Source organism: Pseudomonas sp. R3-41, from assembly GCF_054161485.1.
The window spans coordinates 3926506-3942249 of the sequence record NZ_CP096421.1 but is presented as its reverse complement, the minus strand read 5'-3'; the positions used below and the strand labels follow the sequence as shown (position 1 = coordinate 3942249).

The window sequence follows — 15744 nt, the reverse complement described above, 5'->3', positions numbered from 1 at the left end:
AGTCACATAGATACTGGATACACGGCTCTTGCTTTGCTTTGCTTTGCTTTGCTTTTGGATCTTGATCTTGATCTGGACGCCCCGTTAAACCACGCTGGCCGAACGCAGGCATTGTGGAGTGGGCACCTCGGCATGGATGCCGAGGTAGCCGCGCTGGGCCATGGATGGCCCTTCGCGGCGGCCCACGGAGCAATGCCGGAGTGAGGGCACACCGAGCCTAGGCGAGGCACCGAGTGGTGGGGCAAAGCGTTTTTGGTTACTTTTGGCGCTCTTCCAAAAGTGACCCGCTGTAAGAGCGGAACCGCCAGTAGCCGTTACCGCAGAAATGGATATACACACCAGAGCAACTAAACACCGAACAGTCTAAAAAAGCCAAAAAACGACAGTGAACAATATTACAAAGGCGCATTCATGGCCCGACGCCGCAGCAGCAACGTCAGCCCCAGCCCGCTAACCGACAACAACGCAGCACAGAAGAAAATCGACGAATAACCCAGGTTCAACGCCACCGCCCCCATCAGCGGCCCGGCAATCGCCAGCGCCAGGTCAAAAAACACTGCATAAGCACTCAAACCCGCGCCACGGCTGGTGTTCGGCACTTGCTTGATGGCCTCCACCCCCAGCGCCGGGTACACCAGCGACAACCCGAAGCCGGCCAACCCAGCGCCAACCAGAGCGAACGGAGTGGACGGCGCCAGCCATAGCAGTACCAGCCCAAGGGTTTCGATGCTCATGCAAGCGATGGCCGAGTTGAAGCCACCGAAGCGGGCGATGCTGGAAATGAACAACAGCCGCGCGAGGATGAAGCAGATGCCAAAGACTGTCAGGCACCAGGCCGCGCCAGTCCAGCCGCGACTGACATAAAACAGCGTAATGAACGTGGTGAGCGTGCCGTAGCCGATCGACGCCAGGCTCAGGCCCGCGCCGTAAGGTGCAATCCGTGCAAATACTGCCCAGAAAGGCAGGCGCTCGCCGCGAATGACCGGCACCGACGGCTTGTTGCGAATCATCAACAGCGCAGCACCCGCCAGCAGCGACAGCGCAATGCCCAGGCTGGCAAACCCCAGCTCACCCACCATCACCACCCCCAGCGGTGCTCCAATAGCGATGGCCCCATACGAGGCGATGCCGTTCCAGGAAATCGAGCGGGCCGTGTGCTCCACCCCCACCTGGCCCATGCACCAACTGATGGTGCCCACGCCAATCAGCCCCTGGGCCACGCCGAGCAACAAGCGGCCAGCAATCAGAATCAGCAGGCTGGTCAGGGGAAAGCTTTGCAGCAAGGTCGAAATCAGCGTCAGCACGCCACTGAGCACAATCCCCGACAACCCGTAGACAATCGCCCGCTTGGTACCGACGCTGTCCGACAACCGCCCGGCCATGGGCCGGCTGAGCAGCGTTGCCAGGTACTGTGAACCGATGGTCAACCCGGCCACCACCGCGCTGAAGCCCAACTGTTCGTGGACATACCCGGGCAACACGGCAATGGGCAGGCCTATGCAGAGGAAGGCGATGAAGGTGTAGAAAACGATGGAGACGATCTGCAGCGTGATCGACAAGGAATTGGGGGCAGAGGAGGGCGTGGGCATGGGGCTCGTTCGCGGGCAGCGGTAAGAGAGCCTCATCATGGCGCGAGGTGGGGATAAAAGAAAGCAGGCTAACTAAATGTATTGGGAGGACGGGGTGTTCAGGCTGGATGGATGCTGTGTGTGCCGCCTCCATCGCGAGCAAGCTCCCACAGTTGTTTTGGGATGGTCAAAGGATTTGCATACTCCACAGACCCTTTTGTGGGGGGCTCAGGATTTGCACATTCCACAGATCCCCTGTGGGAGCGAGCCTGCTCGCGATAGCGGAGTGTCAGTCAGCGATGATGCCGACTGACCCGACGCCTTCGCGAGCAGGCTCGCTCCCACATTGTTTTGGGGGATCTCAGGCATCATCAGTCCGCCAACAACACCGCCGCATCGAAGCCCACCCGCAAGTTGCCCCAATGACGGCCGCCGAAGAAGAGCGGTACGTCGATCTCGGTCATGATTTCCCCGGTATCGCGCAGGTAGGTCTGCAGCAGGAAGCGCTGGACGTTGCCCGCCGCGCGCAGGCCGATCGGGTCGTTGAAGATGCGCTTGTTGCGGCACACCGGCAAATCCACTGCCCGGTCGCCGGTCGGCGGCTTGGAGACCCAACTGTTGTTCACCGGGCAATAGCCCTTGCTGTCGACCATGAACGACACCTTGCCACCCGGTGTGCTGCGGGTGAGCTTGTCGCATTCCTCCTGGCAGACCTGGGCAAAGCGTTCGGTGTAGCAGGTCATGTACTGCTTGGGATCGGTGCCGGGCACCAGCTGGTAATTCTGATCGAACAGGTTCAGACCTTCCCGTTGCAGCGCTTCCAGGCGTACTTGCAGCGTATCGCGGCACTCGCTGGCGCGGGTGATGGCGGCATCCAGCTTGCCGTGTCCAAGCACGAAACGACCCAGCAACGCCTGGACCTTCTCGGCCACGCCAGACAGGTCGCGGGTGGCCGTGGCCGAATGCTGCATGCGCTGGTCGATCAGTTGGCTATCGGCGTGAATCTGGGTGACCCGGTCGTTGATCCCGGTGTTGCTGTCGGCGAACTGTTGGATATGGGTCGCGATGTCCGCCAGCTTGCCGTTGGTGGATTCGAAGTCGACGATCATGCTTTCGAAATGGCCTGAGGCGCGCTCCACCACTTTCTGGGTTTCCCGGGCGCTGTGGCTGATCTGGGTCGTCTGTTCATGGGTCGAACTGACCTCGTCGAGCATGGCGTCGATGTTGCGCGAGATATCGTCGGTGGCCCGGCTGACGTTTTGTGCCAGGGTCCGCACTTCATCGGCCACCACCGCGAAGCCACGGCCGCTTTCGCCGGCCCGGGCGGCTTCGATGGCGGCATTGAGGGCCAGCAGGTTGGTCTGGGCCGAGATCTGCTGGATCAACCCGACAATCGACTTGATGCTCGACGAACGCTGGTTCAAGGCGCTCACCAGGGTGGCGAACTCACCAAGGCTGCTGGAGATTTCGCTGATGTTGCCAGTCACTTCCAACAGCTCGGCATAGGAATCGCGGGCCATGCTCAGGTTCTGCGCGGTGGTGCTGGAGATGCCCTGGGTCTGGCGCGAAACCTCTTCGATGCGGCCCACGGCGGTATTGCTCTGGTCCATCACTTCCTTGGCGAAGCGCGCCTGGTGGGTGGCGCTGTCGCTGGAGTCGCTGATGTTCTTCAGCGAACGGGCCGACTCGACCGCAATGTGCACGGTCAGCGCCTGGACATTGCTGATGATCTCCCGCTGCTTGGCCAAGAAGCGGTTGCAGGTGGCGGCGAGTGTGCGGATCTCGTCGTGGGTCACCAGCGGCAAATCCTTGGACAGGTCGCCTTCGCCGTTGGCGATCTCTTCCAGGGCCTTGGTCATGGTGGTGACGGGGCGCACGATGAGGTGGCGGAAATACCAGACCATGAAGCTGATCATGCCCAGGGTCAGGACTGCGCCGAAGAGCAGGGCATGGGTGAGGCTGTCGAGCCGGCCCTCGATCTGTCCCAGCAACGTGCCGTCCAACTGCGCGTTACGCAACAACAGCATGATCTCGGCGCGGGCACTGAGGGCTACCCAATAAAGCAAGCCACTGACCAGCACCAACAGGAAAAGGCTCGACAGCTTTTTGGTGAGGGTATCGAAAAACTGCATCTCGATAGACTCATACAAGGCCTTTAACGTCTGCATCACGGCTCCAGGGAAAAAAAAGATTCGATGGCATACATTCGACCGATAGCGGCAAAGCTTTAGCGGATTTGGGCGATTTGATATCACCTTGCGATGCTGGCGCGCGTTAACCCTGTTTCTGCGGTGAAACAGACTGTCAATACCTGCTGTTACGAATTAGACGAAAGTCGTACTAGCGCGTTGCCCGACGACTGCTACGGTTTGAAGTGCAAAACAATAAAAACAAATAGAGGGCGTCTCCATGTCCACTGAAAAGCAACAGGCTGCGCGTGACTACTGGAAGGAAAACCTACGCTGGATGCTGGTCTTACTGGCCATCTGGTTCGTGGTGTCGTTCGGTTTTGGCATCTTGCTGGTCGACTCACTCAATACCATCAGCTTCTTCGGCACACCCCTGGGGTTCTGGTTCGCCCAGCAGGGTTCCATCTACGTCTTTGTGCTCGAGATCTTCTTCTATGTCTGGAAGATGAATCAGCTCGATCGCAAATATGATGTCCACGAAGACTGAGGGCGGCCCGAATGGACACAAAAACCCTGATTTACCTGGTCGTAGGCGCCACCTTCGCGTTGTACATCGCGATTGCGATCTGGACGCGTGCCGGCTCCACCAGCGAATACTACGTCGCCAGCAAGGGCGTGCACCCGGTACTCAACGGCATGGCCACCGGTGCGGACTGGATGTCGGCGGCGTCGTTCATTTCCATGGCCGGGATCATCGCCTTCGCCGGGTACGACGGCTCGGTCTACCTGATGGGCTGGACCGGTGGCTACGTGCTGTTGGCGATGTGCCTGGCGCCATACCTGCGAAAATTCGGCAAGTTCACCGTGCCCGAGTTCGTCGGGGCGCGTTATTACTCGCAGACGGCGCGGGTGGTGGCGGTGATCTGCGTGATCTTCATTTCCTTCACTTACGTCGCGGGGCAGATGCGCGGCGTCGGGATCGTCTTTTCCCGTTACCTGGAAGTGGACATCAACACCGGCGTCATGATCGGCATGGCCATCGTGTTCTTCTATTCGGTGCTGGGCGGCATGAAGGGCATTACCTACACCCAGGTAGCGCAGTACTGCGTGATGATCTTTGCCTACATGGTGCCTGCGATCTTCATCTCGATGATGATCACTGGCAATCCGATCCCGCAGTTGGGCTTTATCAGTGAGGCCGCCGGTTCGGGGCAGAGCGTGATCGAGCGGCTCAACGGCTTGGGCGCCGAATTAGGCTTTTCTGCCTATACCAATGGCACCAAGTCGACCATGGACGTGTTTTTCATCACCATGGCGCTGATGGTCGGCACTGCGGGCCTGCCCCACGTGATCGTGCGGTTCTTTACCACGCCCACCGTCCGGGATGCACGCAAGTCGGCAGGCTACGCATTGCTGTTCATCGCCATTCTCTACACCACCGCGCCGGCCGTGGCGGCCTTCGCACGCACCAACCTGCTGACCTCCATTCCCAATATCAGTTACAGCACCGCGCCGACCTGGTTCAAGGCCTGGGAGAACTCCGGACTGATTGCCTGGGCGGACAAGAACAACGACGGCATCATCCAGTACAGCCCGGGCGCGGCGCTGGTCGGGACGCCGAGTTTTACCGGCGAGCGCGGGGCGCATGAGCAGCGGTTGCTCAAGAACCAGCTCTCGCCAGTGCCCAATGAACTCTATGTCGACAACGACATCATGGTCTTGGCCAATCCCGAGATCGCCGGCCTGCCGGGATGGGTGATCGCCTTGATCGCCGCCGGTGGCCTGGCGGCGGCGCTTTCGACCGCAGCGGGGCTGCTGCTGGTGATCTCCACCTCGATTTCCCATGACCTGCTCAAAAGCAACATCATGCCCACGATCAACGAAAAGCAGGAGCTGCTCGCGGCACGCATTGCCGCCGGTGTGGCGGTGCTGATTGCCGGATTGTTTGGCATCTACCCACCCGCATTCGTCGCCCAGGTGGTGGCGTTCGCCTTCGGGTTGGCGGCGTCTTCGTTCTTCCCGGTGATTGTCATGGGGATCTTCTCCAAGCGCATGAACCGCGAAGGCGCGATCGCCGGGATGATCGTCGGGCTGACCTTCACGTTCACCTACATCGTCTACTTCAAATTCATCAACCCGTCGATGAACACGGCTGAACATTGGTGGCTGGGTGTTTCCCCTGAAGGCATCGGCACGTTGGGGATGCTCTTCAACTTCCTGGCTGCCGTGGTGGTGTCACGCTTTACCGCGCCGCCACCGGAGCATATCCAGCACCTGGTCGAAGACATTCGCGTACCGAGAGGAGCCGGAACCGCCGTCGACCACTGACCAGAACCTGCCCGAGACTGGAAGAGGGCAACCATCAAGGGCGCCGGACTCATCATCCGGCGCCTTTTTTTGTGCACAGAGTCAAGCAGGAAGATGTTAGAAAGATTTACTGGGAATCATTCTCAAAGTATATTCGCTCTCATTCCTATCCCTCTGTGAGTGCGCGTCTTGAATCGTTCCACCCCTCTCGCTTACCGCAACGCTCTCGTCAAATGTGTTTTACCCGCGCTGTCCTGCTGTTTCATGGCAAGCCCCCTGAGGGCACAAGACACTCTGGAGCTGCCCACCACCAACGTGCAAGGCAGTCGGATCATTCAGGACGAAGGCTACACGACGTCGCAAGCCAGCACGGCGAGCAAGAGCGATGTACCGATCAAGGAAGAGGCGCAATCGATCAACGTGGTGACCCGGCAGACCCTGGCGGACTATCAGGTGCGCTCGCTGGACGACGCGATGAAGTTCGTCAGCGGCGTCAGCCAGGGCAACACGTTGGGCGGCTCGCGGGACTCGCTGGTCAAGCGCGGGTTCGGCACCAACGACGACGGCTCGATCCTGCGCGACGGCGTGCGTTCGAACCTGGGGCACAACTTCAGCGCCACCACCGACCGCGTCGAAGTGCTCAAGGGCCCGGCCTCGATGCTGTATGGCGCACTGGAGCCTGGCGGGTTGATCAACGTCATCAGCAAGAAGCCGGAATACACCCAAAGCACCACGCTGAGCGGTTCGGCCTACAGCGAAGGCGGCGGCACCATGGCCCTGGACACCACCGGGCCGTTGGGTGACACCGGGTTGGCTTATCGCCTGATCGCCGAGCGCGGGCATGAGGATTACTGGCGCAACTACGGCGTCAACGAAAGCACCCTGGTGGCGCCGTCCCTGGCGTGGACGGGTGAGCGGGCGTCGTTGAACCTGAGTTATGAGTACAACGAATATTCCAATCCGTTTGATCGGGGTACGGTGTTTACCAATGGGCATCCGGCCGATATCGACTATGACAAACGCCTGGATGAGCCTTGGGCCAAGAGTGTCGGTATTCGCGAAACGGCGACGGCGCGGTTCGAGTATGAGTTGAGTGAGGCGTGGAAAACGCGGGTGACTTATGGCTGGAACAATGACCGGTATAGCCTTTCGATTGCGCAGCCGAGCCTGTCAAAAACCGGTGTTTTCCAGCGAGCCGCCAACGGCGCTCATTATGATGATGAAACTCGTTATGCCAGTTGGGATTTCATCGGTAAACAGGAGTTGTTTGGTCAGCGTCACGACTTACTGGTTGGCGTCGATAATCAAGTATCGGATCAGTTTCGTGGCAAGACCTATCGTGGGGATGCGCAAGGAGGGTTTGACATTACAGCGCCGGTTTATGGTGGGTTGGCAGAACCTAGCAAGCTGAACGCAAAACAGAGCAACCTGAGTAACCAGCTGACCTCCAGCTCCATTTATCTCAAGGACAACTGGCACCTGGATGATCGCTGGATCCTGGTCTTCGGTGGGCGTTACCAGCATTACGATCAATTCACCACTCAAGGGATCGTCCAGGGTGCGCCGGTTCGCGACGACAATGGCGACGCCTTCGTGCCGTTCCTGGGGCTGGTCTATAAAGCCACCGATACCCTTTCGCTGTACGGTAACTACAGCCGGTCGTTCAAGCCCAATGATGTAGTCGACAAGGATCGTCGTACCTTCCAACCAGAGGAGGGTCGCAGCTACGAAATCGGCGCCAAGTACGATCCGCTGCCGGGGCTGAACATCAACCTCGCTTTGTTCGACATCGTCAAAAAGAACGTAGTCACCACCGTTGACGAAGTCTCGGAAGCCGCCGGCAAGGTCGGTTCCCAAGGTCTGGAGCTGGACATCACCGGTCGCCTGGCCGACCGTTGGGATTTGATCGGCACCTATGCCTACACCCACACCGAAATACTGGATGATCCCAAGGACGAGGGCCATCGCCTTCCCGATGCGCCAAAACACACCGCCAGCCTGTACCTGAGCCACCACCTGAACGTGCCTGCCGAATTCGGTGCCTGGCACGCCGGCGCCGGTGCCCGCTACGTCGGCGAACGTGCGGCCAATAAAGCCAACGAGTTCTGGCTCAGCAGCTACACCGTCGCCGACGCCTTCCTGCGCTGGGAGTCGCCAGTGTTCGGGCACAAGACGTCGTTGCAACTGAACGTCGACAACCTGTTCGACAAGCAATACTACCCGTCCTCCACCGGCAGCCAGGTGCAGGTCAATGTCGGCGAGCCGCGTACCGCCAGGCTGAGCGCCAGCGTGACGTTCTGATTCCAGTTTCAGGCCGCCTTCGCGAGCAGGCTCGCTCCCACACTTGTTTTTGGGTGGTCTCAAGACTTGCGTAACCACCGATCCCTTTTGTGGGAGCGAGCCTGCTCGCGAAAGCGGAGTGTCAGTTAACGATGATTTGACTGACCCGACGCCATCGCGAGCAAGCCCGCTCTCACAGGATCACCGAAACGCCGGCACCACCTGCTGGATGAACAGCTCCAGGGATTTTTTCTTCTCGGCATGGGGCAGGCTGTTGTCGCACCAGAAGCTGAACTCATCCACTCCCAGTTCCTGGTAATACTTGATCCGCTCGATGATTTGCTGCGGCGTGCCGATCATGGTGTTCTTGCGGATGTTCTCCAGCTGGAATTCCGGACGCTCGGCGAATTTTTCTTCCGGGCTCGGCGCGAGGAAGCCGTTGACCGGCACCTGCTTGTTGCCGAACCAGGCATCAAAGGTGCGGTAGAACTTCGAAATCGCCTGGGCACCGATTTTCCAGCCTTCGGGATTGTCCACTGCGTGTACGTGGGTATGGCGCAGCACCATCAATTGTGGACGTGGCACGTCGGGGTTGTTGTCCAGGGCGGCCTGGAACTTGTTCTTCAGGTCCAGGACTTCCTCGTCGCCCTTCATCAATGGCGTGACCATCACATTGCAGCCGTTGGCGACAGCGAAATTGTGGGAGTCCGGGTCGCGGGCGGCGATCCACATCGGCGGGTGAGGCTTGCGGATTGGCTTGGGCACGCAGGTGGAGGTGGGGAATTTCCAGATCTCGCCATCATGGGCGTAGTCGCCTTGCCACAGGGCGCGCACCACCGGGACCATTTCCCGCAGGGCCTGGCCGCCGGAGGAAGCCGGCATGCCGCCGGCCATGCGGTCGAACTCCACCTGGTAGGCGCCCCGGGCCAGGCCGACTTCCATGCGGCCATTGCTGATGACATCCAGCAGCGCGCATTCGCCGGCCACTCGCAGCGGGTGCCAGAACGGCGCAATGATGGTGCCAGCGCCCAGGTGAATGGTGGTGGTCTTGCCGGCCAGGTACGCCAGCAGCGGCATCGGGCTTGGCGAGATGGTGTATTCCATGGCGTGATGTTCGCCGATCCAGACGGTGCTGAAACCGCCGGCCTCGGCCAACAGGGTCAACTCGCTCAGGTCTTCGAACAGCTGGCGATGGCTGACGCTTTCGTCCCAGCGCTCCATGTGTATGAACAGGGAAAATTTCATGGCGCTTTCTCTTATTTGTTGACGATCGGTTCAGGCGAGGACGGGCAGGGCGCCCATCTTGCCGTGGCAATAAACCAGCGGTCCCGGTGTGTGCTGCGGCACGATCAGGTTCTTCACGGCGCCGACCATGATGGCGTGGTCGCCGCCTTCGTATTCGCGCCACAGTTCACACTCGATGATGGCGGTGGCGTTGCTCAGCAGCGGGTTACCCAGTTCGCTTAAGGTCCATTCGATGCCCTGGGCCTTGTCCTTGCCTTTGCGGGCGAAGGCATAGGCTTCGTCCTGTTGGCCGCCGGAAAGGACATGGATGGCGAAGCGCTTGTTCTTGATCAGCACCGGGTAGGAATCGGAGCTGTAGTTGGGGCAGAACAACACCAGCGCCGGTTCCATCGACAATGAGCTGAAGGCACTGGCGGTGAGGCCGACGACCTGGCCGTCGTCATCGAGGGTGGTGATCACCGTCACCCCGGACGGGAACGAGCCCATGACTTGTTTGTAGACGCTGGCATCGATCATCGGACCATCCTCGGGCTGTAGCGGTTGTGGGTGCGCGATGTTCATCAATGGGCACCCGCGGCTTTGTTCAGGTCGCTCTCGGCCCATTGGGTGTAGACGCACGCATCGGCGGTTGCCCAGCGCACGCACACCGGGTCGCCAGCCTTGAGTGGCATGCCGGCGGCGGACAGCGCCTTGACGGTCATGGCCGTGCCGCCGGACGTCACCACGCTGCAGGTCTGGCTTTCACCGAGGAACAGCACTTCGACGACCTTGGCCGAGACTTCATTCCAACCGGCCGCCAAGGGTTCCTGGGCCGCTTGCTCGACGCTCAGGGCGAGGGCTTTTTCCGGGCGCACCATCAGCAGCACGTCCTGGTCCGCTTGCAAGCCGGCGGTCAGGCGGATCGACAGCGATTGGCCTTCGAAACTCGCCACGGCATTGCCCTGGGCCTTGAGCTTGAGGAAGTTGGAATTGCCCAGGAATGACGCGACAAAGGCGTTCGGCGGGTTCTGATAGAGGTCATAGCCGCTGCCCAGGCCGACGATTTTGCCGTGGCTGAAAATGGCGATGCGCTGGGACAGGCGCATGGCTTCTTCCTGGTCATGGGTGACGTAGACGATGGTGATGCCCAGCCGGCGGTGCAACTGGCGCAGTTCGTCCTGCAAGTCTTCACGGAGCTTTTTATCCAAGGCCCCAAGAGGCTCATCCATCAGCAGGATGCGCGGTTCATAGACCAGTGCCCGGGCAATCGCCACGCGCTGTTGCTGGCCGCCGGACAGTTGCGAAGGGCGACGATGGGCGAACTCTCCCAGCTGCACCAGCTTGAGCATGGCGTCGACCCGGCGTTCGCGCTCGGCGCTGGCCAGTTTGCGAATCGCCAGGGGAAAGGCAATGTTGTCGCGCACCGACAGGTGCGGGAACAGTGAGTAGCGCTGGAACACCATGCCGATGTCACGTTTGTGCGGCGGTACGTTGACCAGGGATTTGCCGCCCACCAGGATCTCGCCGCTGCTGGGGGTTTCGAACCCGGCCAGCATCGACAGGGTGGTGCTCTTGCCCGAGCCGCTGGAGCCGAGGAAAGTCAGGAATTCGCCGTCCTGGATCTCCAGGGAAATATCGTCCACGGCGGCAAAGTCGCCGTAGTGCTTGTTCAGGTTGCGCAGGCTGACCAGGGTCTTGTTGTGCTGTTGTGCGGGGTCTTTGACGGCACTCATCGTGTTCTCCTAGGCGCTCAGGCGCTGATTTCGTTGCGCCGGCGCAGGGCGGCGGCGATCACCATCACCAATACCGAGAGGCCGATCAGCAGCGTCGAAGCGACGGCGATCACAGGCGTCAGGTCCTGGCGCAGGGTGGTCCACATCTTTACGGGCAGGGTTTGCAAGGTCGGGCTGGCCATCATCACGCTCAACACCACCTCGTCCCACGACACCAGGAACGCGAACAGCGCACCGGCGACCATGCCCGGGCGAATCGCCGGGAATGTCACCTTGAACACCGCTTGCAGGCGCGAGGCACCGCAGATCACTGCCGCATCCTCGATGGATTGGTCGAACAGCTTGAGCGAGTTGATGATCGAGATGATGGTGAACGGCAGCGCGACAATGACGTGGCTGACCACAAAGGCGAACATCGTCCCGGTGTAGCCGAGCTTGAGGAACAGTGCGTACACCGCCACGGCGATAATCACCAGCGGCACGATCATCGGCAGGGTGAACAGGCCGTAGAGCATTTCCCGGCCCGGAAAACGCCCGCGCACCAGGGCAAACGCGGTGGGCAAGCCCAGGGCTACGGCGCAGACGGTGGTCAGCACCGCAACCTTGAGGCTGGTCAGCGCCGCGCTCATCCAGTCGGGATTGGAAAAGAACTGGCCGTACCATTTGAGCGTCCAGCCCGGTGGCGGGAAGACCAGCCATTGGGACGAACCGAACGACAGCAGCACGATGAATACGATGGGCAACAGCAGGAACAGCGCGATCAGCCCGGTGGTGAAATACAGGCCGAACCGCATGCGCCGGCTCATGGCATTGGGAGTCAGGAGCATGGCGGCTTACCTCGCGTTGCTGGCACCCACCGGGGATTCCGGTTGGAGCTTCAGGTAGAAGTAGAACAACACCAGGGTGATCGCCACCAACAGGGCCGCGCCGGCACTGGCCAGGCCCCAGTTGAGGAACGACTGCACCTGCTGGATGATGAATTCCGGCAGCATCATGTTCTGCGCGCCGCCCAGCAGTGCCGGGGTCACGTAGTAACCGAGGGACATCACGAACACCATCAGCCCGCCCGAGAACAGCCCCGGCCGGCACAGCGGCAGGAACACCCGGAAGAAGTTGGTCCACGGGCTGGCGCCGCAAATCGAGCCGGCCTGCAGGATCATCGGGTCGATGGCCTGCATGGTCGCCTGCAACGGCAGGACGATGAACGGGATCATGATGTAGCTCATGCCGATCACCACGCCGGTGAGGTTGTGCACCATCTCCAGCGGCTGGTCGATGATGCCCAGGGCCATCAATGCCTTGTTCACTACCCCGGAGGCCTGCAACAGCACCAGCCAGGAATAGGTGCGGGCCAGCAGGCTGGTCCACATCGACAGCAGCACGATGTTCAGCATCCAGCGCCCCCAGCCACGGGGCACCAGGGTGATGGCCCAGGCCAGGGGGAAACCCAGCAGCAGGCTGAACAGCGTCACCAGCCCGGCCACCGAAAAGGTGTTGAATAGCACTCGGGCATAGGCCGAGTTGGCGAACAATTGCTCGTAGTTGCCCAACCCGGGCACCGGCTCCAGCACACCGCGCAGCAGCAGGCCGATCAGCGGCGCCAGGAAGAACAGGCCGAGGAACAGCAGGGCGGGGAGCAGGTTACCGGCCCCGCGCCAGCGCTGCAGCCGCGACGGCGCTTGCGGTGCAATGGCCGGGACGGTTGCCACACCGGCAGCGCCAGCGGCGCCCCCGGTGTGCTGGGTTGCCGATGCCGACATTTTTATTTGACCAGCCATTCGTTCCACCGTGTCGCGATGTCCTGACCGTTCTTGGCCCAGTACGCGAAATCAAGCGTGATCTGATCCTTGGCGTAGGCAGTCGGCAAGTTGGGGGCGAGCACCGAATCCAGGCGTGCGACGCTGTCGACGTTGACCGGCGCGTAGGCGGTCAGGTTGGAGAAATCGGCCTGGCCCTTGGCGCTGCTGGCGTTGGCCAGGAACTTCATGGCGGCAGCCTTGTTTTTCGAGCCCTTTGGAATGACCAGGATGTCGGCCATGACCAGGTTCTGCTTCCAGCTCACGCCGACCGGAGCGCCGTCTTGTTGCAGGGCATAGATACGGCCGTTCCAGAATTGGCCGATGCTGGCTTCGCCGGACGCGAGCAGTTGCTGGGACTGGGCGCCGCCGCCCCACCAGACGATGTCTTTCTTGATGGTGTCGAGTTTCTTGAAAGCACGGTCCAGGTCCAACGGATAGAGCTTGTCCTGAGACACGCCATCGGCCAGCAGGGCCAACTCAAGCACGCCGGGGCTCGGCCATTTATAGAGGGCGCGTTTGCCAGGGTAGGTTTTGGTGTCGAACAGCGCCGACCAATCCGTTGGCTTGCCCGCGCCGAGCTTGCCTTCGTTGTAGCCGAGCACGAACGAGAAGTAGAACGAGCCGACACCGTGGTCGGAGACGAAACGCGGGTCGATCTTGTCGCGTTGGATGACCGAGAAATCGAGGGGTTCGAGCAGGCCTTCGGCTGCGGCGCGCAAGGCGAAGTCCGCCTCGACGTCGACCACGTCCCACTGCACGTTGCCGCTTTCGACCATGGCCTTGAGCTTGCCGTAGTCGGTGGGGCCATCCTGGACCACGGTGATGCCGCTGGCCTTGCTGAATGGGTCGGCCCAGGCCTGCTTCTGCGCGTCCTGGGTGCTGCCGCCCCAACTGACGAAGTTGACGCTTTCAGCGGCCATCGTCGCCTGGCTGGTGATACTCAGTAGGCCAGCAAAAAAAATTGCGGCTGCACGTTTCTTCAACACCATTTTCACGCCCTCATTGTTGTGTTTATTGAGCGGGCTTTTGTTCGCCCACTTATCGGGAGCATTGGTCCAACTGGCCTTGCGGGGGACCGTGCCAACGGTTGGCTGAAGCACTCGGTCTATGGAATATCATATTATGGTATTCCAAACTTTCTGCAAGGGTTTTGCTGTACCGGCTATCTGTCTGCCTAGGTTTTTCGTGATCTTTTGTGGGATTTTGTTCAACCTCGGGTTATCCCTCGAAGGGGATACTTTCCACCACTTCCAAGTCATAGCCGGTCAACCCCGCATACTTGAGCGGTGGTCCCAGGTGCCGCAATTTACCGACGCCCAGATCCTGGAGAATTTGCGCGCCGGTGCCCACTTCAGAATAGATGCGCGATTGCGACCGACTGAACTGTCGTGGTGGCTGGGTCAGTTGCGGTACGCGCTCAAGCAGCGCCTGGGACGACTCGTGATTGGCCAGCACGACCACCACGCCGCAACCTTCCTCCGCCACCCGCTGCAGGGCCGCCCACAACGTCCAATTGGACGGGCCGTTGTATTCGGCACCCACCAGGTCCCGCAGTGGATCGATCACATGCACCCGCACCAGGGCCGGTTCTTCCCGACGGATATCGCCCATGACCATCGCCATGTGCACGCCGCCTTCGATGCGGTCTTCGAAGGTGAACAAGCGGAAGGTGCCATGCACCGTCGGCAGTTCCCGTTCACCGATGCGCACCACCGTGTGCTCGGTGCTCAGGCGGTAGTGGATCAGGTCGGCGATGGTGCCGATCTTGATGCCGTGCTTGCGAGCGAAAATCTCCAGGTCCGGGCGGCGGGCCATGGTGCCGTCATCATTCATCACCTCGACGATCACCGAGGCCGGGGTGAAACCCGCAAGACGCGCCAGGTCGCAACCGGCTTCGGTGTGCCCGGCCCGGGTGAGCACGCCGCCTTCCTTGGCCCGCAGCGGGAAGATATGCCCCGGCTGCACAATGTCGTTGGGCCCCGCATCGACGGCCACGGCGGCGGCGACGGTGCGCGCCCGGTCGGCAGCGGAAATGCCAGTGGTCACGCCGCTGGCAGCCTCGATGGACACCGTAAACGCGGTGCTGAACACACTGCCGTTGCTCGGTACCATTTGCTCAAGTCCCAGGCGCTGGCAGTGCTCATCGGTCAACGTCAGGCAGATCAGCCCCCGGGCTTCGCGCGCCATGAAGCTGATGGCCTGGGCATTGCAACAGTCGGCGGCCAGCAGCAGGTCACCTTCGTTTTCCCGATCTTCGTCATCCACCAACAACACCATCTTGCCCAGGCGGTAGTCTTCGATGATTTCCTGAATGTTGTTAAAGGCCATGTCGGGCTCTCTTTGTTTTGAGGGGCTTGCTGGAACGATGTCGTGGTATACCATAATACAAAACAAACCGAGAGGTCACTATGAAGGCGTACTGGATTGCTCATGTGGATGTCACCGACCCCGATCAATACAGCCAATACACCCAACGGGCGCCGGCGGCGTTCGCCTTGTATGGCGGTCGGATGTTGGCCCGGGGCGGGCGCAGCGAAGCGATGGAGGGCAGGGCCACGCCGCAGCGCAGTGTGGTGATCGAGTTCGATTCCTACGAACAGGCGCTGGCCTGCTATCACTCGGCGCAGTATCAGGAGGCCAAGACGCACCGTGAAGGCGTGGCCCGGGCCGAGGTGATCATTGTCGAGGGTGTGGCACCCTGAGA

13 protein-coding genes are annotated in these 15744 nt (G+C 60.7%); 4 read left to right on the top strand and 9 right to left on the bottom strand.

From position 1 onward, the window contains the following. Positions 1–395: 395 nt before the first annotated feature. Positions 396–1589, bottom strand: a complete 1194-nt coding sequence (locus M1D99_RS17270) for an MFS transporter (protein WP_458130496.1) — start codon at positions 1587–1589, stop codon at positions 396–398. A 350-nt stretch (positions 1590–1939) separates the two neighbouring features. Then, positions 1940–3736: a methyl-accepting chemotaxis protein gene (locus M1D99_RS17265; protein ID WP_458130495.1), complete on the bottom strand. Its 1797-nt coding sequence runs from the start codon at positions 3734–3736 to the stop codon at positions 1940–1942. 241 nt (positions 3737–3977) lie between these two features. Here M1D99_RS17265 and M1D99_RS17260 point away from each other — a divergent pair, with 241 nt between their 5' ends. The 3 genes from M1D99_RS17260 to M1D99_RS17250 all read left to right on the top strand — a co-directional run bounded on the left by M1D99_RS17260 (position 3978) and on the right by M1D99_RS17250 (position 8305). Beyond that, positions 3978–4244 carry a DUF4212 domain-containing protein gene (locus tag M1D99_RS17260; RefSeq protein ID WP_186710468.1) on the top strand — a complete coding sequence of 89 codons (267 nt, stop codon included), beginning with the start codon at positions 3978–3980 and terminating at the stop codon, positions 4242–4244. A gap of 11 nt (positions 4245–4255) precedes the next feature. Continuing rightward, on the top strand, positions 4256–6025 hold the full coding sequence (locus M1D99_RS17255; RefSeq protein ID WP_458130494.1) for a sodium:solute symporter family protein: 1770 nt from the start codon (positions 4256–4258) through the stop codon (positions 6023–6025). Between the two features lie 243 nt (positions 6026–6268). Next, positions 6269–8305 (top strand): TonB-dependent siderophore receptor, encoded by a 2037-nt coding sequence (locus M1D99_RS17250; RefSeq protein ID WP_458130493.1) that lies wholly within the window; start codon positions 6269–6271, stop codon positions 8303–8305. Between the two features lie 180 nt (positions 8306–8485). Here the strand turns inward: M1D99_RS17250 and M1D99_RS17245 are convergent, their stop codons facing one another. The 7 genes from M1D99_RS17245 to ribBA form a co-directional block, all read right to left on the bottom strand. Beyond that, positions 8486–9529, bottom strand: coding sequence for an LLM class flavin-dependent oxidoreductase (locus M1D99_RS17245; RefSeq protein ID WP_458130492.1), 1044 nt, complete (start codon positions 9527–9529; stop codon positions 8486–8488). A 30-nt stretch (positions 9530–9559) separates the two neighbouring features. Continuing rightward, the gene (locus M1D99_RS17240; RefSeq protein WP_186710474.1) at positions 9560–10045 is read right to left on the bottom strand and encodes a flavin reductase family protein; all 486 of its coding nucleotides are present in this window, start codon (positions 10043–10045) and stop codon (positions 9560–9562) included. A 44-nt stretch (positions 10046–10089) separates the two neighbouring features. Continuing rightward, positions 10090–11241, bottom strand: a complete 1152-nt coding sequence (locus M1D99_RS17235) for an ABC transporter ATP-binding protein (RefSeq protein ID WP_434570625.1) — start codon at positions 11239–11241, stop codon at positions 10090–10092. Positions 11242–11258: 17 nt separating this feature from the next. Then, positions 11259–12068: an ABC transporter permease gene (locus M1D99_RS17230; RefSeq protein WP_053125546.1), complete on the bottom strand. Its 810-nt coding sequence runs from the start codon at positions 12066–12068 to the stop codon at positions 11259–11261. Positions 12069–12074: 6 nt separating this feature from the next. Beyond that, positions 12075–13001: an ABC transporter permease gene (locus M1D99_RS17225; protein WP_189656379.1), complete on the bottom strand. Its 927-nt coding sequence runs from the start codon at positions 12999–13001 to the stop codon at positions 12075–12077. Between the two features lie 2 nt (positions 13002–13003). After that, entirely contained in the window at positions 13004–14029 is a 1026-nt protein-coding gene (locus tag M1D99_RS17220; RefSeq protein ID WP_434570622.1) for an ABC transporter substrate-binding protein, read from the bottom strand. 229 nt (positions 14030–14258) lie between these two features. Beyond that, complete coding sequence (ribBA, locus tag M1D99_RS17215; protein WP_186710461.1) at positions 14259–15368, bottom strand: bifunctional 3,4-dihydroxy-2-butanone-4-phosphate synthase/GTP cyclohydrolase II; 1110 nt, start codon at positions 15366–15368, stop codon at positions 14259–14261. Between the two features lie 80 nt (positions 15369–15448). On the opposite strand from ribBA, the gene M1D99_RS17210 reads away from it, so the two are divergent. Continuing rightward, positions 15449–15742, top strand: a complete 294-nt coding sequence (locus tag M1D99_RS17210; RefSeq protein WP_434570620.1) for a DUF1330 domain-containing protein — start codon at positions 15449–15451, stop codon at positions 15740–15742. Positions 15743–15744: the final 2 nt, after the last annotated feature.

What these genes read in the sequence shown, in the direction of transcription:
- M1D99_RS17270 (WP_458130496.1), bottom strand. Translation starts at nt 1,589, where the DNA reads ATGCCCACGCCCTCCTCTGCCCCCAATTCCTTGTCGATCACGCTGCAG.
- M1D99_RS17265 (WP_458130495.1), bottom strand. Translation starts at nt 3,736, where the DNA reads ATGCAGACGTTAAAGGCCTTGTATGAGTCTATCGAGATGCAGTTTTTC.
- M1D99_RS17260 (WP_186710468.1), top strand. Translation starts at nt 3,978, where the DNA reads ATGTCCACTGAAAAGCAACAGGCTGCGCGTGACTACTGGAAGGAAAAC.
- M1D99_RS17255 (WP_458130494.1), top strand. Translation starts at nt 4,256, where the DNA reads ATGGACACAAAAACCCTGATTTACCTGGTCGTAGGCGCCACCTTCGCG.
- M1D99_RS17250 (WP_458130493.1), top strand. Translation starts at nt 6,269, where the DNA reads ATGGCAAGCCCCCTGAGGGCACAAGACACTCTGGAGCTGCCCACCACC.
- M1D99_RS17245 (WP_458130492.1), bottom strand. Translation starts at nt 9,529, where the DNA reads ATGAAATTTTCCCTGTTCATACACATGGAGCGCTGGGACGAAAGCGTC.
- M1D99_RS17240 (WP_186710474.1), bottom strand. Translation starts at nt 10,045, where the DNA reads ATGATCGATGCCAGCGTCTACAAACAAGTCATGGGCTCGTTCCCGTCC.
- M1D99_RS17235 (WP_434570625.1), bottom strand. Translation starts at nt 11,241, where the DNA reads ATGAGTGCCGTCAAAGACCCCGCACAACAGCACAACAAGACCCTGGTC.
- M1D99_RS17230 (WP_053125546.1), bottom strand. Translation starts at nt 12,068, where the DNA reads ATGCTCCTGACTCCCAATGCCATGAGCCGGCGCATGCGGTTCGGCCTG.
- M1D99_RS17225 (WP_189656379.1), bottom strand. Translation starts at nt 13,001, where the DNA reads ATGTCGGCATCGGCAACCCAGCACACCGGGGGCGCCGCTGGCGCTGCC.
- M1D99_RS17220 (WP_434570622.1), bottom strand. Translation starts at nt 14,029, where the DNA reads ATGGTGTTGAAGAAACGTGCAGCCGCAATTTTTTTTGCTGGCCTACTG.
- ribBA (WP_186710461.1), bottom strand. Translation starts at nt 15,368, where the DNA reads ATGGCCTTTAACAACATTCAGGAAATCATCGAAGACTACCGCCTGGGC.
- M1D99_RS17210 (WP_434570620.1), top strand. Translation starts at nt 15,449, where the DNA reads ATGAAGGCGTACTGGATTGCTCATGTGGATGTCACCGACCCCGATCAA.